General features: G+C 63.0%; 18 protein-coding genes and 1 other RNA gene. 13 read left to right on the top strand and 6 right to left on the bottom strand.

The features are described 5' to 3' along the window. The first annotated feature begins 64 nt into the window (after window positions 1–64). Window positions 65–3,979 (top strand): AsmA family protein, encoded by a 3,915-nt coding sequence (locus ACYG97_RS12865; protein WP_023733055.1) that lies wholly within the window; start codon window positions 65–67, stop codon window positions 3,977–3,979. 7 nt (window positions 3,980–3,986) lie between these two features. Here ACYG97_RS12865 and ACYG97_RS12860 read toward each other — a convergent pair whose 3' ends face one another. The 4 genes from ACYG97_RS12860 to ACYG97_RS12845 form a co-directional block, all read right to left on the bottom strand. Then, complete coding sequence (locus ACYG97_RS12860; RefSeq protein ID WP_023733054.1) at window positions 3,987–4,208, bottom strand: ribbon-helix-helix domain-containing protein; 222 nt, start codon at window positions 4,206–4,208, stop codon at window positions 3,987–3,989. 13 nt (window positions 4,209–4,221) lie between these two features. After that, window positions 4,222–4,416, bottom strand: coding sequence for a DUF4169 family protein (locus tag ACYG97_RS12855; protein WP_023667420.1), 195 nt, complete (start codon window positions 4,414–4,416; stop codon window positions 4,222–4,224). Between the two features lie 18 nt (window positions 4,417–4,434). Beyond that, window positions 4,435–4,980: an SspB family protein gene (locus tag ACYG97_RS12850; RefSeq protein WP_023667419.1), complete on the bottom strand. Its 546-nt coding sequence runs from the start codon at window positions 4,978–4,980 to the stop codon at window positions 4,435–4,437. Between the two features lie 130 nt (window positions 4,981–5,110). Continuing rightward, window positions 5,111–5,794 (bottom strand): TetR/AcrR family transcriptional regulator, encoded by a 684-nt coding sequence (locus ACYG97_RS12845; RefSeq protein ID WP_023668320.1) that lies wholly within the window; start codon window positions 5,792–5,794, stop codon window positions 5,111–5,113. A 188-nt stretch (window positions 5,795–5,982) separates the two neighbouring features. On the opposite strand from ACYG97_RS12845, the gene ACYG97_RS12840 reads away from it, so the two are divergent. Both ACYG97_RS12840 and ACYG97_RS12835 read left to right on the top strand, forming a co-directional pair. After that, a complete protein-coding gene (locus ACYG97_RS12840) occupies window positions 5,983–7,188 on the top strand; it encodes a multidrug effflux MFS transporter (RefSeq protein ID WP_023733053.1) in 1,206 nt (401 codons plus the stop codon). Between the two features lie 119 nt (window positions 7,189–7,307). After that, a protein-coding gene (locus tag ACYG97_RS12835) for an IS3 family transposase (RefSeq protein ID WP_460221583.1) occupies window positions 7,308–8,662 on the top strand; the annotation gives its coding sequence in 2 pieces (ribosomal slippage) (window positions 7,308–7,784 and window positions 7,787–8,662; 1,353 coding nt in all). A gap of 168 nt (window positions 8,663–8,830) precedes the next feature. On the opposite strand, the gene ssrA is transcribed toward ACYG97_RS12835, so the two are convergent. Beyond that, window positions 8,831–9,189, bottom strand: a transfer-messenger RNA (tmRNA) gene (gene ssrA, locus ACYG97_RS12830). 168 nt (window positions 9,190–9,357) lie between these two features. Here ssrA and ACYG97_RS12825 point away from each other — a divergent pair. The 6 genes from ACYG97_RS12825 to ACYG97_RS12800 all read left to right on the top strand — a co-directional run bounded on the left by ACYG97_RS12825 (window position 9,358) and on the right by ACYG97_RS12800 (window position 14,224). Then, window positions 9,358–9,669, top strand: a complete 312-nt coding sequence (locus ACYG97_RS12825; RefSeq protein WP_023668323.1) for a DUF2853 family protein — start codon at window positions 9,358–9,360, stop codon at window positions 9,667–9,669. Between the two features lie 342 nt (window positions 9,670–10,011). After that, entirely contained in the window at window positions 10,012–10,806 is a 795-nt protein-coding gene (locus ACYG97_RS12820; protein WP_023733849.1) for a thymidylate synthase, read from the top strand. 383 nt (window positions 10,807–11,189) lie between these two features. Further along, the gene (gene modA / locus ACYG97_RS12815) at window positions 11,190–11,984 is read left to right on the top strand and encodes a molybdate ABC transporter substrate-binding protein (RefSeq protein WP_156937194.1); all 795 of its coding nucleotides are present in this window, start codon (window positions 11,190–11,192) and stop codon (window positions 11,982–11,984) included. 15 nt (window positions 11,985–11,999) lie between these two features. Further along, window positions 12,000–12,704 (top strand): molybdate ABC transporter permease subunit, encoded by a 705-nt coding sequence (gene modB / locus ACYG97_RS12810; RefSeq protein ID WP_023667413.1) that lies wholly within the window; start codon window positions 12,000–12,002, stop codon window positions 12,702–12,704. After that, the gene (gene modC, locus ACYG97_RS12805) at window positions 12,701–13,813 is read left to right on the top strand and encodes a molybdenum ABC transporter ATP-binding protein (RefSeq protein ID WP_023668327.1); all 1,113 of its coding nucleotides are present in this window, start codon (window positions 12,701–12,703) and stop codon (window positions 13,811–13,813) included. Before modB ends, modC begins: the two co-directional genes overlap by 4 nt. Before the next feature lie 69 nt (window positions 13,814–13,882). Beyond that, window positions 13,883–14,224, top strand: coding sequence for a winged helix-turn-helix domain-containing protein (locus ACYG97_RS12800; RefSeq protein WP_023667411.1), 342 nt, complete (start codon window positions 13,883–13,885; stop codon window positions 14,222–14,224). Window positions 14,225–14,426: 202 nt separating this feature from the next. On the opposite strand, the gene cobF is transcribed toward ACYG97_RS12800, so the two are convergent. Then, entirely contained in the window at window positions 14,427–15,200 is a 774-nt protein-coding gene (gene cobF, locus ACYG97_RS12795; protein ID WP_023733847.1) for a precorrin-6A synthase (deacetylating), read from the bottom strand. A gap of 147 nt (window positions 15,201–15,347) precedes the next feature. Here cobF and ACYG97_RS12790 point away from each other — a divergent pair, with 147 nt between their 5' ends. The 4 genes from ACYG97_RS12790 (at window position 15,348) to hflC (ending at window position 19,093) form a co-directional block, all read left to right on the top strand. Continuing rightward, entirely contained in the window at window positions 15,348–16,364 is a 1,017-nt protein-coding gene (locus ACYG97_RS12790) for a DUF4424 domain-containing protein (protein WP_023733846.1), read from the top strand. Next, window positions 16,364–16,882, top strand: coding sequence for a dihydrofolate reductase (locus ACYG97_RS12785; protein WP_023667408.1), 519 nt, complete (start codon window positions 16,364–16,366; stop codon window positions 16,880–16,882). Before ACYG97_RS12790 ends, ACYG97_RS12785 begins: the two co-directional genes overlap by 1 nt. A gap of 145 nt (window positions 16,883–17,027) precedes the next feature. Then, a complete protein-coding gene (gene hflK, locus ACYG97_RS12780) occupies window positions 17,028–18,137 on the top strand; it encodes an FtsH protease activity modulator HflK (RefSeq protein WP_023733845.1) in 1,110 nt (369 codons plus the stop codon). Next, window positions 18,137–19,093 (top strand): protease modulator HflC, encoded by a 957-nt coding sequence (gene hflC / locus ACYG97_RS12775; protein ID WP_023733844.1) that lies wholly within the window; start codon window positions 18,137–18,139, stop codon window positions 19,091–19,093. Before hflK ends, hflC begins: the two co-directional genes overlap by 1 nt. The last annotated feature ends 3 nt before the right edge of the window (window positions 19,094–19,096 follow it).

The following is a 19,096-nucleotide window of genomic DNA, read 5'->3' as shown; positions in this document are numbered from 1 at the left end:
CTCTTTATCGACACGCTGATGCGGGTAGAGTGCGGCTGACTTTCAATCAACCCGTTCGGAGCTGATGCTCGCACGCCTGTTCGTGATCTTCGGTGGCTTGTTTGTGCTGGTGCTGGTAGCGGCGCTGGTGGTGCCGTATTTTGTCGATTGGACCGGGTACCGCGCCCAATTCGAGCGCGAGGCGAGCGCCATTCTCGGCCGCAAGGTGACGGTGCAAGGCGACGCCACGGCGCGGCTGTTGCCGTTCCCCTCGGTGACCTTCTCAAACGTCACGGTCGCCGGCGGCCCCGGCGGCCAGCCGGCAATGACCGTCGAGACCTTTTCGATGGACGCGGAACTGGCGCCGTTCCTGCGTGGCGAAGTGCTGATTTTCGACATGCGGCTGGTGCATCCGAAGGCGACGATCGACATCGCCGATAACGGCACGGTCGACTGGGCGATACGGCCGTCCTCGCCCTTCGATCTCAACCAGATCTCGATCGAGAAGCTCACGGTGACGGAGGGAGAAATTGCGCTCCGCCATGCCGCAGGCGGGCGCAGCCATCTGATTTCCGAGATCAATTCGACCATCTCTGCCAAGTCGCTGGCCGGGCCGTGGCGCATGGACGGAACGTTGCTGCTCGACGGACTGCGTTCGACGGTTGCGGCTTCGACCGGCAAGGCCGAAGGCAGCGGCCAGATGCGGCTGAGGCTCAAGGTCGATCCCGATGCCTATCCACTGGTCATCGAAACCGACGGCAATGCCGGCATCGTCAATGGGGCTGCCGTCTATTCCGGCCAGTTCAAGATTTCCGGCAACGACAAAAACAGCGCCGAACTGCGCGGCGGCGATGGCGAGAGCGTCAAAATCAGAGCCGGCAAACCCGATCCGGGGTTCAGGCTGAACGGCAAGTTCTCGCTCGACCACCAGAAGCTTGGCGTCGACGAATTCCGCTTCGAGACCGGGCCGCTCGACAATCCCTACACAGCCGACGGCAAGGCTTCGGTCGATCTCGGCCTTAGGCCGAACTTCGCCATCGAGGCCAATGGCGCGCAGGTGCAACTGGACGAGGCGGTGGGCGCTGAGAAGGGCGCCGGCCTGACGCTGGACCAGCGCATTGCCGGAATCGAGCAGGCGCTGCTCGAACTGCCGAAGCCGAGCATCCCCGGCACTGTCGAGGTCAAGCTGCCGGCGGTGGTGGCCGGCGACACCACGGTGCGCGACGTGCATCTCTCGGCCGAGCCGGTCGAGGGCGGCTGGTCGGTGAAATCGCTGGCCGCGACCTTGCCCGGGCGCACGACGCTGGAAGCCAGCGGCATGCTCAGCGTCGAAGATCATTTCGGTTTCAGCGGCTCCATGCTGCTGGCGGTGGCGCAGCCTTCCGGCTTTGCTGCCTGGTTGTCGAAAGATGTCGACGAGGCGATCCGCCGGCTGCCGGCCGCCGGCTTCAAGGCCAAGGTGGACCTGTCGGAGAAGCGCCAGGCGTTCAGCGATCTCGAACTGATCCTCGGCAAGTCGAAGTTCACCGGCCGCATCGATTCCAACCAGCCCGACGACGCCAAGTCCTCGGTGCTGATGCGGCTCGCGGGCGGCGAACTCGATGTCGACGGGCTGACGGCCTTCGCCTCGATCTTCGTCAGCGACAAGGGCGCCAACCGCTTTTCCGACCGTGACCTCGATTTTCAGATCAAGGCAGGGCCGGTCAATGCCGGCGGGCTCACCGCCGACACGGTCGACACAGCGCTCCGGCTCCGCGACGGGCTGCTCGAAATCGACCGGCTGTCGATTGGCGGCCTTGCCGGCGCCTCGATCAGCGCCACCGGCCGGATCAAGGATTTTCCGGCAAGCCCGACCGGCAAGCTCGATGCCTCGGTGGTCGCCGTCGATCTGAAGCCGCTGATCGACATTGCCGCGCAACATTATCCCGACAATCAGGTGCTGAAGGGGCTGGCTGGCCGCACGGCCGCCTATCCTGAACTGTTCCAGGACGCGCGCGTCGATCTGGTGGCGAGCGCCGCCGACAATGGCGACGGCACGACCGGGCTGGCGGTAAGCGGACAAGGCAAGGCCGGCGGTTCGGCCTTTTCGGCGTCGCTGTCGGGCAAGGGTGCCGTCGGCCAGTTGCTCGACGCGCCGGTGACGCTGACCTTCAACGCCAAAAATCCCGACGCCACCGTGCTGCTGGCGCTCTACGGCCTGCCGGCGCTGCCGCTCGGCATGCTCGGCCAGGCAAGCACCGATATTTCGGCCAAAGGCACGTTTGGCGGTGGCCTGGCGACGAGCTTCAATTTCGCCGCCGACGACTTCAGGGCGACGTTCGACGGCACCGTTGCTCAGACACCGCAAGGCGCCACCGCCAAGGGCAAGATCGGCCTCGACGCCTCCGATATAGAGCCGTGGCTGATGACCACCGGCGCCGGCCTGCCGGGTATGGGAACGGGCACCTCGACCTCGCTCAGCGCGGATGCCGATTTCGGCAATGGCCTGCTGGTGTTGAGCGGCCTCAGCGGATCCATCAACGAGTCGGAGATTTCGGGCGACGTCAACATCGATGCGAAGCAGGGGCTGCCGCATTTTGCCGGTGCGCTGGCGCTCGACGAACTGGACCTCGACCCGATTGCGGTTGCGCTGTTCGGTGACCAGTCGTTCCTCAGCAGCAATGCGAACTGGCCGACGGCGCCATTCAGCCAGAAATCCAGCCTGCCGTTCAGCGCCGATCTCGATCTGACGACGGCGACGCTTGCCGCCGGACCGCTGGCGACAGCCTATGATGCGTCGCTGTCATTGAAACTGGACCAGGAAGGCATCCGCGTTTCGGACCTGAAGGCAAAACTGCTCGGCGGCGCGCTCACCGGATTGTTCGAGTTGAAGAACACAGACGGCACGGGCCTGTTCTCCGGCCAGATGAGGCTTGCCGGCGCTGACCTGGCGACTGTGCTGCCGGCTGCCGGATTGAGTGGCAACGGCGACTTCTCGACAGGGCTGTCGACCAGCGGCAAATCGGTCGACGCGATGATTGCCGCACTCTCCGGCTCGGGCACGGCGGCGCTGAAAGGCCTCACCATTGCCGGCGTCAATCCCGATGCCTTCGGTGCGTTGATTGCCAAGGCCGAAGCGATCGGGCGCGACATCGACGTGGCCAAGACCGCGGGCTTTGCGCCGCAGATTGCCGGCGACGGCAGCTTTGCTGCCGGCGATGCCGACATCGCCTTCACGGTCGCCGGCGGCACGTTGCGGGCACCACCGATCAAATTCGAAAACCAGGCGGCGACGCTGTCTGCCGACATCACGGCCGACCTCAACACCGGTACCGTCGCCACCAAGGGCGCGGTCACCTACAAGCCTGGCGTCGAGGCGCTGGTCGGCTCCGATCCGACGGTCAATTTCAGCGTCGATGGGCCGTTCGGGGCGCTGAAGAAGCAGTTCGACAGCGAGCCGCTGGCGCAATTTTTGACCCAGCGCGCGCTGGAAAAGGAGCAGCAGCGGGTCGAGGCGATGCAGGCAGCACTGCTCGAGAAGCAGCGGCTGCGGCGCGAGGTGCGCTACTACGCCGCCCTGCAGACCGAGCGCGACAACGCGGCCGAGGAATTGCGCAAGCAGGAGGAAGCGGCACGGCTCAAAGCCGAGGCCGATGCGAAGGCACAGGCTGAAGCGGATGCCAAGGCCAAGGCGGATGCCGAAGCAAAGGCCGATGCCGATGCGAAAGCGCAGGCAGAGGCTGACGCCAAGGCCAAGGCGGATGCGGACGCGAAAGCGCAGGCCGAAGAGCAGGCTGCCGAAGACGCCGCCAAGGCCGAGAACGAACGGAAGAAGGCCGAACAGGCTCGGATCGCTTCGCAGGAAAAAGCCAGGCTGGAGGCCGAGCGCAAGGCTCAGGAGCAGGCGCCGAAGGTCGACCGCTCACTTCCCGGTGTCAGTGACGGTTCGGCCCCGGCGCCGCCGAAGCCCAGGACAAATCCGTTCTCCGTCGACAATCTGCTGAAGTCGCTGGGCAATTAAGAACCATTCAGACCGCGCCGCGCTTGGCCCAGTCCAGCACATGAAGCCTGAGCGCCGAGGACAGGTTCGCATCGCGCGGTCTTGTCTCATCGATCTCCGCGACCAGGGCAGCAAGCGTCAGCTTGCGCGCGGCGGCGATGGCGACGAGATTGTCATAAAAGGGTTTTTCGAGGGAATAGCTGGTGCGATGGCCGCGGATGGTCACGGAGCGTTTTTCGACCGGGCTCACCGCAGGCGGTCCATCAATCGCCCTGGTCTTCCGGGCGTTCGCGGCGGTGGCCGGCGACGAATTTTTCGGCCTTGTCCGATGTCAGACGGTCACGAGTTCTTTCGGCTTTGGAACGGCCGTGCAGAGCGCGGTTCTCGCCGGCGAGCTTTTCCTTTTCGGTGCGCGCCTTCTGCTTGCGGACCTGGCGAAGGTTGACGATTTCGCCCATGTCGCGCCGACCGTCCCACTACTTCTTGCGGAAGGCGTCGAGCGACACGACGTCGGCGCCCTTGCCGGCGGCGGCATCGGCCACGGCGGGCTTTTTCTCCGCCTCAGTGGCAGCTGCCTTCTTCTCGGCCTTCGGTTTTTTCTCGGAGACGATAGCCAAAGGCTCGGCAGCCGGCTGGGCGGCTGCATCGTCTTCCGCCGGGACGTCGGTCTTAACGTCGAATTCGAGTTCGAAATTGACCGATGGGTCGTAGAAGCCGCGTACGGCCGAGAACGGGATTTCCAGCTTCTCCGGCACGTCGGAGAAGGACAGCCCGACCTCGAAGCCGGTATCGGTCACCTTGAGGTCCCAATACTGGAACTGGATGACGATGGTCATCTGTTCGGGATAGCGCTCGCGCAGCCTGGAGGACACCCGCACGCCCGGCGCGCCGGTCAGGAATGTGATGAAGAAATGATGATTGCCGGGAAGGCCGGTGCGCGCGACTTCGGCCAGGACCTTGCGCATGACGCCGCGCAATGCCTCCTGGGCCAGAATGTCGTAGCGGATGTGGTCGTCGGCCATGTGCTGGTCGGGTTCCGTTGAATCGTCCGCATAGCTGTAATCAAGCTTGAGCGCGGCGTAAACCGGATATAGATCGCTGATGCGCCGAAGCGAAGCCCGTAACGGACGATTTGATCGCCTGCTTTGGCGTTCAGGCGCTGGCCAGCTGTTTTTCCACCGCTGCCGCTGATCTGCGCTTGCCGAAGGCGCGCAGGAATGTGCGCACGCCGTGGGTCGCGGATTGCAGCACTTCATCTTCCGACGGCATGCCGCCGAGCATGAAGGTGGTCTGCAGTTCGGCGTTGGCTAGCGCCAGGAACTGGCGTGCGGCGACATCGGGATCGTCGACCGCGAGATGGCCGGCATGGGCGAGGCGGGCAAAACGGGCGGCAAGTGCCGGCCAGGTCCGGCCCGGCCCCTGGTCGCGCCATTCGGCGAAGAGCTCGGGATAGCGCTCGCCTTCGGTCTGGATCAGCTTGCGCAGGAAGCGTCCGTCGCGGTTGCAGATGCAGTTCTGATTCATGCGCACGGCAAAGCCGATCAGGTCGGCTTCCAGATCCTTCGGCTGGTCTGGGAAAGAGGCGAAGGTGGCGAAGATGCCGGCATTGCAGCGCTCCGTCAGATCGCGCACCACAGCCATGAAGAGCTTTTCCTTGTCGCGGTGGTGATTATAGATGGTCTGGCGCGACACGCCGGCCTCCACCGCGATCAGGTCGATATTGGCGCCGGCAAAGCCTTCCCGGCAAAAGACCGAAGCCGCCGCATCGATAATCGACATACGCTTGGCCTCGTGGCCGCGTGGCGGGAAAATGTCAGGAGAAACGGCAAGCTTCATAGAAATCTATATAGAGGTGATTGACGAATTAGACAAGGCTGTCTAAATTTGTGGACACAACAAATGGTGAATTCGCTCCGTAGAGACGAATAATCTCGCTCTGAGCCGTCGGATTTCAACGGGATGGAACGTCCTAGGGTTAGTCGTCGCGTTGGCGGCGCCAACCAGACTTGAAAGAAGCCTTTATCATGAGTCCCAAATTCCTCCGCATCGCGGTCGTGCTCGGCCTGTTGTCCGCTATCGGCCCCTTCGCCATCGACATGTATCTGCCGGCGTTGCCTTCGATCGGCGAGGATCTGCATGCCGGCACCGCCGCCGTTCAGATGAGCCTTTTGATCTTCTTCCTGTCGATGGGCTTCGGCCAGATCGTCGTCGGACCGATCTCCGACATGGTCGGCCGCAAGCTGCCGCTTTACGGCGGCCTTGCGCTGTTCATGGTCGGCGGTATCGGTTCGGCCATGAGCCCGACCATCGAATGGCTGATCGCCTTCCGCTTCCTGCAGGGGCTGGGCGCCAGCGCCGGCATGGCGGTGCCGCGCGCCATCGTGCGCGACCTGCACACCGGCACCGAAGCCGCCAAGCTGATGTCGCTGCTGATGCTGGTGTTTTCGGTGTCGCCGATCCTGGCGCCGCTGACCGGCAGCCAGATCATCGAGAATTTTGGCTGGCGCGCCGTGTTCTGGACGGTGACGGGCGCGGCCCTTCTGGCCACCATTCTGCTGGCGACCTCGCTGAAGGAGACGCGGCCGGCGGAAGAACGCGTCGGTTCGTCCTTCGGAACCGCACTCGCCGGCTATCGCTTCCTCATGGGTGACCGCAATTTCCTCGGCCTGGTGGCGATCGCCGGCTTCGGCATCGCCAGCTTCTTCGTATACCTCTCGAGTTCGTCCTACATCCTGATCGACCATTACGGGCTGTCGCCTTCCGTCTACAGCGTGTTCTTCTCGATCAATGCGGTGGCCTTCATCGGCATGTCGCAACTGACGGGGATGCTGTCGGAGCGCTTCGGGCTGAAGCGCGTCGTCTGGGTGGCGGTAACCGGCTATGCCACGACGATGGTTGTGCTGTTCGCAGTCATGGCGACCGGCGTCGACCGGCTCGATGTTATGGCGGCACTGCTGTTCGTCGGCTACGGCTTCCTCGGCCTGGTCATCCCGACGACGTCGGTGCTGGCCATGGAAGAGCATGGCGAGATCGCCGGCACGGCCTCGGCGCTGATGGGCACCCTGCACTTCGCCATCGGTGCGCTGGCGATGGGCGTCGCCGGCATCTTCTTCGACGGCACCCCGCTGCCCATGGTGGCCGGCATCACGCTCTGCGCGGTGATCTCGTTCACGCTGGCCAAACTGACGCTTGGCCGCTCGCGCGAAGCCGTTGAAGCGCCGGCCGAGTAAGCTGACCGCAATCGACCGGAAAGGCCGGGTCATCCCGGCCTTTTTCACGTCTGGGGTAATCCGGCCCCGGCCAGATGAACTGACCCCCGAAAGTTGGACACAACCTTCGGGGGTTTTGCATGTCCAGACACGGCGAGAGTTTCAAGCGCTCGGTTGTCGATAGCTATTTAGGCGGGGATGAGAGCTACGCGAGTGCGGCGTCGATGCATGGCGTTGATGCGGCCACTGTTCGCAAGTGGGTTGCGTTGTACCAGGCGCATGGCGATGCCGGGCTATCTGGTAAGTACGGTCGTTACGACGCGGCGTTCAGGCTGTCGGTGCTTGAGCGAATGTGGGAGGAAGGTCTGTCGTATCGGCAGACGGCTGCATTGTTCAATATCCGCAATGCCAGTTGCCTGACGGGCTGGGAGAAGCGCTATCATGCGGGCGGGATAGAGGCGCTCGGCCCGCGTCCCAGAGGACGACCCATGTCAAAGCCGCCGTCCCCCGCAGTGCCTGTTGCAGCCAGTGACGAGGCCAAAAGCCGCGAAGAACTGCTGGCTGAGCTGAAGCATCTGCGGATGGAGAACGACTACCTAAAAAAACTGGAGGCCTTAACGCAGGGACATGCGCTCAAAAAGCGCAAGCCGTCCAGGCGTTAAGGCCGTTGCATTCGCTTGAGGGGCTGCTCGAACTGGCGAAGCTTGCGCGCAGCACGTTCTATTACAGACAGAAAGCAGCGAAGCGCTCGGACCGCCATGCGGCGCTGAAGGCGGCGATCAAGGCCATCTTCGACAGCCACAAGGGTCGCTACGGCTATCGCCGGGTGACTGCGCAACTGCACCGGTTGGGCCGGCGCGTCAACCACAAGACCGTCCAGAGCCTGATGGCCGGGATGGGATTGAAGTCGCTGGTCAGGCCGAAGAAGTATCGCTCCTACAGGGGTGAGGCTGGGCGGACCGCTCCCGATCTGTTGCAGCGCAAGTTCGGCGCCGACCGCGCCAACCGCAAATGGGTGACCGACGTGACGGAGTTCAGCCTGGCCGGCGACAAGCTCTATCTGTCCCCGGTCATGGATCTCTACAATGGCGAGATCGTCGCGTTCGAGACGGCGCGGCGGCCACGCTTCAAAATGGTGGACAATATGCTGACCAAAGCCCTCGCCCGGCTTGGTGAGAACGAAAGGCCGATCCTGCATTCCGATCAGGGATGGCAGTATCAGATGTCGGCATTCCAACGCAGGCTGGAAGCCAGAGGCCTCCAACAGAGCATGTCACGCAAAGGCAATTGCCTCGACAACGCCCCAATGGAGAGCTTCTTTGCCATCCTCAAATCCGAGCTCTTCCATCCCGGAACCTTCGACACCGTTCAAAGCCTGGACGACGCCATCACGGACTACATCGACTATTACAACCACCGCCGCATCAAACTGAAACTGAAAGGGCTGGCCCCTGTGCAATACAGGAACCAGCCCTTAAACCTGCCAACTCAATGAACCGTCCTACTTTATGGGGTCAGTTCACAGAACCACGGCCTTCGACCGACGCCAGCGGCAAATTGCACCAGCTCATGGCTCAATTTGGTGTAGGCTTCGCGGCCCATCGTCATGCGAAATCCGGCCAGCGGCAGCCGGCATTGAGCGTACGATATCGAGGAGGGGAGAAGTGGAGGTTTCTGTTGCCAGGTACCTCCGAACCCCGCCTAGAAGTGCGAACCTCTAGGGCTTGATTTGAAGCTATCGCACCGCTTACGCGGCGAGACGTGCTTCCGCATAGTTGTCATTTGCAACTACAGGTTTAGCCCGATGACGGTGGTACCATGCCGGGCAAAAGTACGATCTTTACACCTTCGTCGATCCTATTTCGCCCCCAGCAACAGCCGCTCTGATCACAGAGCGGTTCTTGGTGGAGGCGCCGGGTACCGCCCCCGGGTCCGAACGGCTTATTACATCGCCCATTTATCGCCATAGTCGGTCAAGCCGACAAAACGAATATAGGGGGCGGGCGCACAAAATGAAAGGCCGCAATGACACTTCTTGGCCGCACCAAACTGCGGCGCCGAGGGTTGACTCGCGCGCGGTCTCAACCGAAGCTTTGCGATGGTGAGGAGTATCGACCGAGCGCACAAGTTGCGGCAGCGCGCCACAGCCCTCATCGATCGGATCCCGTGGCGCCGACATGGGGAAATTTGATGGCCGATTATCTCGCAGACGTGAAGAAATACGACGCCGCCGCAAATGCCGATGTGGTTGCCAAGATTGTGAAACATCTGGGCATTGCGTTGCGCAACCGCGATTCCTCGCTGGTATCCTGCACCGACCCCAAGGAATTGGAGCGCGTCAAGACCAACTGGGTTGCCAAGAAACTCGGCGTGACCGACGGGGCGAAAGCCGACTCAGCGATCGAGAAGACCTGCAAGGCGTTGGCCGCCGACAGCTCCAAGAGCCGCGTGACTTTCTACTATCTGGTCGCCAAGGATCTGGGGAAGCTCGGCTCTTTGTAGAGATTATTGCCGATAGGCAGAGCGCGCGTTTGATTTTGCTCCTCACCGGAGGTCAGCACCGCCCCTTATTGCCCTGCCGGGCATTTCTCCCCGTATAGTGACGGGGAGAAAGGGCTGACCGCAGCCTTGGCTCTCTCTCTCGAACAAGCTTGTGATTGGCGAAACCGCTGATGACAGCGCCCCTCTCCCCGTCCCTATACGAGGAGAGGATGCCGGCAGGCAGGTGAGGGGCAGCGCTAACCCTTGAAGAGTGATGGGCAAGCCGCGTTCTGGTCCTTTTGCTGTGTTCGGCCGGCGGCCAGTCGGTTATGATGGCGGTAACCCCGAATCGAGGCGAAGCCGATGCGCCAGTATCTCGACCTTTTGCAGCATGTGCTGGACAATGGCGCCGACCGTGGCGACCGCACGGGCACCGGCACGCGTGGGGTGTTCGGGTACCAGATGCGCTTCGACCTGTCGCGCGGCTTTCCCGTCACCACCACCAAGAAGCTGCATCTGAAGTCGATCATCCATGAACTCCTGTGGTTCCTGGCCGGCGACACCAACATCAAATACCTTAGAGATCATGGCGTTTCGATCTGGGACGAATGGGCCGACGAGAATGGCGATCTCGGCCCGGTCTATGGCAAGCAGTGGCGCTCTTGGCCGGATGGCCGTGGCGGGTCGATCGACCAGATTGCCAATGTTCTGAAGGAGATACGCAGGAATCCGAATTCACGCCGGCTGATCGTTTCGGCGTGGAACCCGGCCGAAGTGGAGGCGATGGCGCTGCCGCCCTGCCACTGCCTGTTCCAGTTCTACGTCTCGGACGGCAAGCTGTCCTGCCAGCTCTACCAGCGCTCGGCCGACATTTTTCTCGGCGTACCCTTCAACATCGCTTCCTACGCGCTGCTGACCCTGATGGTGGCGCAGGTGACCGGGCTGAAGCCCGGCGAGTTCGTCCATACGCTGGGCGATGCGCATCTCTATTCCAACCATTTCGAGCAGGCGCGCGAGCAATTGCGGCGCACACCCAAGGCGCTGCCGACGCTGTGGATCAATCCGGAGGTGAAGGACCTGTTCGCCTTCCGCTTCGAGGATTTCCGGCTGGAAAACTATTTTGCCGACGCGTCGATCAAGGCGCCGATCGCGGTCTGATCCGTCCACCGTCAATCAATTCCGACCCTCAATCGATGTCGACCATGACGTCGGTTGCCTTGATGGCATAGGCTGCTTGCCTTTTTCGAGCTTGAGATCGGCAACGGCCTCGTTGGTGATCGAAGCGTGACGACGGAGCCGGCGACATCACCGCGGACAGGCGAGGTGCTTTGACGATCTCGACGATCGTTCCCTTGAGGGATGTTGCGGGCGCTGATCTTCATCGGAGTTCCTTTCCGGGTTTCGGTGCACGTCCAAACCAGAACAATCGATGCCGAACATACGCTTTCGCAGGAGGCGGCCTTCCCTTGTTATATTCATCCAGATATATCGGTCGGCAGGAGTCGAGCCAGCAGATTTCAAGCCCAGGGAGAGTTTTCATGTTGGGGCACAAAGGTTTTGGTATGAGGGCAATCGCGATTGGCGGCTTTGCCGTAGCTCTGATGGCCGTGATGCCGGCGGCTCACGCGAGAGACAAGGTGATCGTGTTTGCCGCAGCCAGCCTCAAGGACGGGCTCGACGCCGTCACCAAGGCCTGCGAAGCCGATGTCGGAGAAGCGGCGACCGTCTCCTACGCCGCGAGCTCGGCGCTGGCCAAGCAGATCGAAAGCGGGGCGCCCGCCGATGTGTTCATTTCGGCCGATCTCGACTGGATGAAGTACCTCTCCGACAAGAGACTGACCAAGCCGGAAACCGAGGTGAAACTGCTCGGCAACCAGATCGTGCTGGTGGCGCCACAGGATTCCAAGGTTGAGACCAGGATCGAGAAAGGCTTCGACCTGGCCAAGCTGGTTGGCGACGGCAGGCTTGCCATGGGCGACGTCAAGGCGGTGCCGGCCGGCAAATACGGCAAGGCGGCACTTGAATCGCTCGGCGTCTGGTCGTCGGTCGAAGGCAAGGTGGCGCAGGCCGAGAATGTGCGCGCCGCGCTCAAGCTGGTTTCAACGGGCGAGGCCGCGCTCGGCATCGTCTATGCCACCGACGCGCATGCCGACAAGGGAGTCAAGGTGGTCGGCACCTTCCCGGAGGATTCGCACCCGCCGATCATCTATCCGGTTGCCCAGACCACCGATTCGAAGGACAAGGATACCCCGGCTTTCCTGAAGTGCCTGCAGTCCGCCAAGGCGGTGGAGCTGTTTAGGGATCAGGGTTTCACCGTGCTCACGCCGAGCAATTAAGGTAGCGGCTGACGCATGAACTGGCTGCTGGACCTCACTCCCGACGAATGGAATGCGGTCCGGCTGTCGATCAAGGTGGCGACGGTGGCGATGCTGTTCAGCCTGCCGCCGGGCATCTTGATGGCGCTTTTGCTGGCCCGCGGAAAATTCTGGGGCAAGACGCTGCTCAACGGCGTGGTTCACCTGCCGTTGATCCTGCCGCCGGTGGTGACAGGTTATCTCTTGCTGCTTACCTTCGGCCGGCGCGGGCCGGCGGGAGCGTTCCTGGCCGAGCATTTCGGCATCGTCTTCTCGTTTCGCTGGACCGGCGCCGCACTGGCCTGCGGTATCATGGGCTTTCCCCTGATGGTGCGGGCGATCCGGCTGTCGATCGAGGCGGTCGACCGCAAAATGGAGGCAGCGGCGGGAACGCTCGGCGCCAACCCGATTTGGGTCTTCGCCACCATCACGCTGCCGCTGATCCTGCCCGGGCTGATCGCCGGCTCGATCCTGTCCTTCGCCAAGGCGATGGGCGAGTTCGGCGCCACCATCACCTTCGTCTCCAACATTCCCAACGAGACGCAGACGCTGCCTTCGGCGATCTACACCTTCACGCAGGTGCCTGGCGGCGATGACGGGGCGCTCAGGCTGACGCTGATCTCCATCGTCATCTCGATGGCCGCATTGGTCGCCTCGGAAGTGCTGGCGCGGCGCGTCGGCCGGCGGATGGACATCGAATGAGCGTGCTGGTGGACATCAGCCATCGGCTCGGCGGTTTCGCCGTCGACGCGCGTTTCGAAAGCGCCGGGCGGCTGACGGCGCTGTTCGGGCCATCGGGCTCCGGCAAGACGACGCTGATCAACGTGATCGCCGGCCTGATCCGGCCGACCAAGGGCCGTATCGCGGTCGACGGCTGTGTGCTGGTCGACACCGATGCCGGCATTTTCGTGCCGAAGCACAAGCGCCGGATCGGCATGGTGTTCCAGGACGCGCGGCTGTTTCCGCATATGAGCGTGGCCGGCAATCTGCGCTATGGCCGCTGGTTCACGCCACCGGCGGAGCGCTATGCGGATATCGACGCGGTCGTCGAACTGCTCGGCATCGGTCCTCTGCTCGACCGGCGACCGGCAAAGCTCTCGGGCGGCGAGAAGCAGCGCGTGGCGATCGGCCGGGCGCTGCTTGCCAGCCCGAAACTGCTGTTGATGGACGAGCCGCTGGCCTCGCTCGACGATGCGCGCAAAGCCGAGATCCTGCCCTATATCGAGCGGCTGCGCGACGAGACCAAGCTGCCCATCGTATATGTCAGCCACTCCGTCGCCGAGGTGGCGCGGCTGGCCAGCGACGTGGTGGTGATGGCGCAAGGCAAGGTCGCTGCCTCAGGCCCGACCGGCGCGATCATGCAACGGCTCGAATTGCTGCCGGCGGAGGAACGCGGCGAGGGCGGCGCGGTTCTCGACACCAAGGTGCTGCGCCATGATGAGATCTTCGGGATGACCGTGCTCGGCTCGGCGGCGGGCGAAATCCGGGTGCCGCAATTGGCGGTCTCGGTCGGCGCGCCTGTGCGCATCCGAATCCGCGCCCGCGACGTGATGATCGCCACCGAACAGCCGAAAGGTCTCAGTGCGCTCAACATCCTGCCGGGCGCCATCGTCGCAATCGGCTCGGGCGAGGGGCCGACGGTCGAAATCGGCATCGACTGCAATGGCGCAACCGTGCTTGCGCGCATTACCGAACAATCCAGGCAGGTACTGAACCTTCAACTCGGCGGCAAGGTCTTCGCGGTGATCAAGACGGTCAGTTTCGACCGTGCCAACACCGGCGCCGGGCTGCCGGCCGAAGCGGATGGCTGATAACCGCTATATCGTTTTGGAATAGCGCTATGGGTCGAGAGGGGCAAGTGTGACTGTGGAGGACAAGAGATGCCGTCGCTGAGCCTGCGGATAAATCTCGATCCGGACGGGCGCATAGGTCCGGGCAAGATCGAATTGCTGGAGCAGATCGCCACTTTCGGCTCGATCTCGGCTGCGGCACGCGGCATGGAGATGTCCTACAAGCACGCCTGGGATCTGGTGGAAGATATGAACCGTGTGTTCGGCAAGCCACTGGTCGCGGCGCAGACCGGCGGCAAAAAGGGTGGCGGCGCACAGCTGACCTCAGTTGGCCTTGCAGTTGTCAGCCGTTTTCGCGCTATCGAGCGCGCTGCGGCGGCAGCGGCGGCCACGCATATGGACGCCTTGCAGGCGGAGATCGATGCTGGGTGAGGGTTGAAGCTTGCGATCCGTCACACCCCCCTCTGTCCTGCCGGACATCTCCCCCGCAAGGGGGGAGATCAGCTAGCCCGTAGACGGGCGCTAATCTGTTAGGCGATTGGCGAAATCCTCCGTGACGGCCAATCTCCCCACTAGAGGGGGAGATGTCCGGCAGGACAGAGGGGGGCGCGAAGGAACTCGACCTTTGAGCGCGCTATTCCTCGGGCTCTCCTGCTTTACGCAGCAGATAGGTGTCCATGATCCAGCCCTTTCTTTTCCGGGCTTCTTCTCTCGTCCTCTCAATCTCCTCGCCGACATCACCCAGGCGACCGGAAACGATGATCTCGTCCGGTGTGCCGAGATAGGCGCCCCAATGGATGATCAGATCCTTGTCTGCCAGCGTGTTGAAGGCGCATTTGCCGTCGAGCATGACCACGGCGCTGCCGGCATTGTGCGGCATGCCTTGTTCGGCGAGGCGGCGGCCGGTGGTGATCTGCACGGGGTCGCCGATGCGGTTCAGCGCCATCTTGTGGCCGGCGGCTAGCGCCTGGACGGCGGTGATGCCGGGAATGACCTCCAGTTCGAATGCGACATTGCCCCTCAGTCGTACGCGCGCGAGGATGCGCAGCGCGCTGTCATAGAGCGAGGGGTCGCCCCAGATCAGGAAGGCGCCGCAGCCGTCCTCGGCAAGTTCGTCGCGGACCAGGCTCTCATAGATCTGGGCGATGGCCTCGTGCCAGTCATCGACGGTTGAGCGATAGGAAGGCGCCGGCTCGGCGCGCACCGGCACGTCGAACTCGACGCGGCGCGATTTCGGATTGCTGACGAAACGGTCGCAGATATGGCGGCGCAATTCGGCAAGGTCGTTCTTCTTCGCCCCCTTGTCGGGGATAAACAGGACGTCCGCCCGGTTTAGGCCTGATATGGCCTGCACGGTCATATGGTCGGGATTGCCGGCGCCGATGCCGATGACGAGAAGCTTGCGCATCACGCGAACTCCTGCCCGATCGAAACCTGTTAGTCCAGACCGCCGATTGGCGTGTCCAGACACTGTGGCGTCCTGCTGGGAGACGGAAGGCTTTGAAACGCCACATTGAAACGGCTAGGGTCGCGGCATTTTTGGCGAGGGGCTTCGATGTTGCAATATGTTCTGTCCGTAGCGCTGGCGCTTTTAGCCGTGCCCGCGCTGGCCAATGATACGACCGCCGAACTCGGCACAGGTGGCCTGATCCTGTCGCGTAGCGACGCGGTGTCGATGCAAAGCGAGGACCTCTATATCTCGCCGGAAAAGATCACGGTCGACTACGTCTTCCACAACAACACCGACAAGGATGTAAATGCCATCGTCGCTTTTCCGCTGCCGGACATCGACGGCAATCCGGAGGAAATGCCGGCCATCCCGGAAAACCAGAGCGACAATTTCCTTGGCTTCGAGGTGACGATCGACGGAGCGCCGGCAAAGCCGCAGCTCGAGCAGAAAGTGTTCGCTGTCGGCATCGATATCGGCGCCGATCTGAAGGCGCAGAACGTGCCGTTCAATCCGTTCGGCGATGCGGCCAAGGCGGCCCTGGCGAAGCTGCCGAAAACGGTCTCCGAGGATTGGGAAAACCGCGGCATCATCATCGAGGATACGGGCAGCGACGGTACCGAGGCGAACAAGGTCTATACGCCGTGGTGGCAGTTGCGCTCGACCTATTGGTGGCGCGCGATATTTCCGGCCAACAAGGATGTCCACGTCTCGCACCGCTACAAACCGAGCGTCGGCGGCACGTCATCGGTGAGTTTCTTCTATGACGGCAAGTTCACCGAGGGCAGCCAGTACACGACCTACAAGACCCGCTACTGCATGGACGACAGCTTCGAGAATGCGGTGCGGCAGGCCGCCAAGGCCGACGGTTATCCGCATTTTTACGAGAACCGCATAGCCTATATCCTGACCACCGGCGGCAACTGGGCCAATGGCAGCATCGGCAAGTTCAAGCTAACCGTCGACAAGGGCAATCCGAAAGCGCTGATCTCGTTTTGCGGCGACAATGTCAAGAAAGTCGGGCCGACGACCTTCGAGACGGCGGCGCAGGATCTCTATCCCGAGCACAACATCGACATATTGCTTTTGGAGCCGTCGGATGACGGCACCGGGGGAGCCAACTGATGGACGTCGCGATCTATGTCGCCATTGCGCAGAACGGCGTCATCGGGCGCGACGGCGGCTTACCGTGGCGGCTGTCCACCGATCTCAAGCGCTTCAAGGCCGATACGATGGGCAAGCCCGTCATCATGGGCCGCAAGACTTATGAAGGCATCGGCCGGCCGCTGCCGGGCCGATTGAACATCGTGGTGACCCGCGACAAGGCCTGGCGCGCCGAGGGCATAGAGGTGGCGCACTCGCTGGAGGCAGCGATCCAGCTGGCCACGGTGCGCGGGCGTTGCATGGCCGGCGTCGACGAAATCTGCATCATCGGCGGCGGCGAGATCTATGCGCAGGCGCTGCCGCTGGCAGACCGGCTGCACGTCACCCATGTGCTGGCGGCGGTCGATGGCGACGCGCATTTTCCCGACATCGATCCGGATTTGTGGCGCCTTGTCAGCGCTCAGGACGTTCCGGCCGGTGAAAAGGACAGCCATGCGACGCGCTATTCGGTTTACGAGCGACGCCGCGGCGTGCATTGAGACGATAAAAGGGTCGCGAACGTCCAAAACGGACATGCTCGGCAGCGGATCGCGTTGAAAGCGCATCGCTGCGTCCCTATAGAAGAACAACTGGATTTTGCGCCGCAACGTCGGCGCTGAGGGAATCCCAAGCGAAAGGACATTCATGCCCTGGAACGACAAGAGCGGCGGCGGCGGCCCATGGGGCGGCGGCGGCAACAATCAGGGACCCTGGGGGCAGGGACCGAAGGGGCCTAGCGGCCCGCCGGGGTCACCTCCCGATCTCGAAGACATCATCCGCCGCGGCCAGGACCGGCTGCGGCGCGCGCTGCCCGGTGGCGGCGGCCCCAGCCCGGCCGTCTTTGCGCTGATCGCAGCGGCTCTGATCGTGCTGTGGGCGTTCAAGGCGGTCTACACCGTGCAGCCGGACGAGGTTGCGGTCGAGCTGCGCTTCGGCAAGCCGAAGGCGGAGCTGTCGCAGCCAGGTCTGCATTTCCATTGGTGGCCCGTCGAAACCGTCGAGACGGCCAACATCGCCGAACAACTCGTCGATATCGGTGGTGGCGGCGCGACGAGCGGCAACTCGTCGGGGCTGATGCTTACCGGCGACCAGAATATCGTCAACGTCCAGTTTTCGGTGGCCTACCAGGTCTCCGATCCCCGGGCCTATCTGTTCGACGTCTCGGACCCAGAAGGCATGCTGCAGCAGGTCGCAGAGAGCGCCATGCGCGAAGCGGTCGGCCGGCGACCGGCCCAGGACATCTTCCGGGACGATCGCCAGGGCATTGCGGCGTCGGTGCGTGAAATCATCCAGACGACGCTTGACGGCTACAAGGCCGGCCTGAACGTCAACGCGGTTTCGATCGAGGACGCGGCGCCGCCTCGTGAAGTGGCCGACGCGTTCGACGAAGTGCAGCGCGCCGAGCAGGACGAAGACAAGTTCGTCGAGCAGGCCAACCAGTATTCCAACCAGAAGCTCGGCCAGGCGCGTGGCGCCGCGGCGCAGATCCGCGAGGACGCGGCAGCCTACAAGAACCGTGTCGTCCAGGAAGCCGAAGGTGAGGCGCAGCGCTTCATCTCGGTCTATGACGAATACGCCAAGGCGCCCGACGTGACGCGCCGGCGGCTTTATCTGGAAACGATGGAGAAGGTGCTGAAGGATTCCAACAAGGTCATCGTCGAACAGGGCAATGGGCAAGGGGTCGTTCCCTATCTGCCGCTGCCGGCACTGCAGCCGAAGGCGCCGGCGCCTGCGACCACGGGAGGAGCCCAGTGATGGCCAATCGTCTTCCCATCATCGCGGTCATCGCGGCCGTGCTTCTGTTCCTGCTCTACTCCTCGGTCTTCGTGGTCAACGCGCGCCAGCAGGCGCTCGTGCTGCGGTTCGGCGAGATCGTCGACGTCAAGAATGAACCCGGCATCTATTTCAAGGCGCCTTTCGCCTTCTTCGACGCCGACAGCGTGCAGTTGATCGAAAACAGGGTGCTGCGCTTCGATCTCGATAACATCCGCGTCCAGGTTTCGGGCGGCAAGTTCTACGAGGTCGACGCTTTCATCGCGTACCGCATCTCGGATCCGCGGGTGTTCCGCTCAGCCGTGTCCGGTCAGATCACACTGGCCGAAGCACGACTGAGGACGCGTCTCGATGCGGCGCTGCGCCGCGTCTACGGTCTGCGCGACTTCGAGGCGGCGCTCTCGGAAGAGCGGGCCGTGATGATGCGTGAAGTGCGCGATCAGCTGCGGCCCGACGCTACCTCGCTCGGCCTGCAGATCGAGGATGTGCGCATCCGCCGAACCGATCTGACGGCTGAGGTTTCGCAGCAGACCTTCGACCGCATGAAGGCCGAACGTTTGGCCGAGGCCGAACGGCTGAGAGCACGCGGCAAGGAGGCCGCGCAGCGCATCACCGCCCGCGCCGACCGCGAAGTGGTGGAAATCGTCGCCGAAGCGCGCAAGGAATCGGAAATCCTGCGTGGTGAAGGTGAAGCCCAGCGCAGCGCGACCTTTGCCGACGCCTACAAACGCGATCCGGCGTTCTTCGACTTCTACCGGTCGATGAATGCCTATGGCACGGCGCTGGACAACTCCGGGACGACGATGGTGCTGTCGCCGAACTCGGAGTTCTTCCGCTTCTTCCGCAATCCGGACGGGACGGACGCGAAGCCGGCGACACCTGCGGCTCCGGCGACGGCACCTGCCGCGCCGGCTGCACAACCTGCACCCGCCCAGTAGGGC

The organism is Mesorhizobium sp. W067 (assembly GCF_054719525.1).
This window is presented reverse-complemented; position numbering and strand designations above follow the sequence as displayed.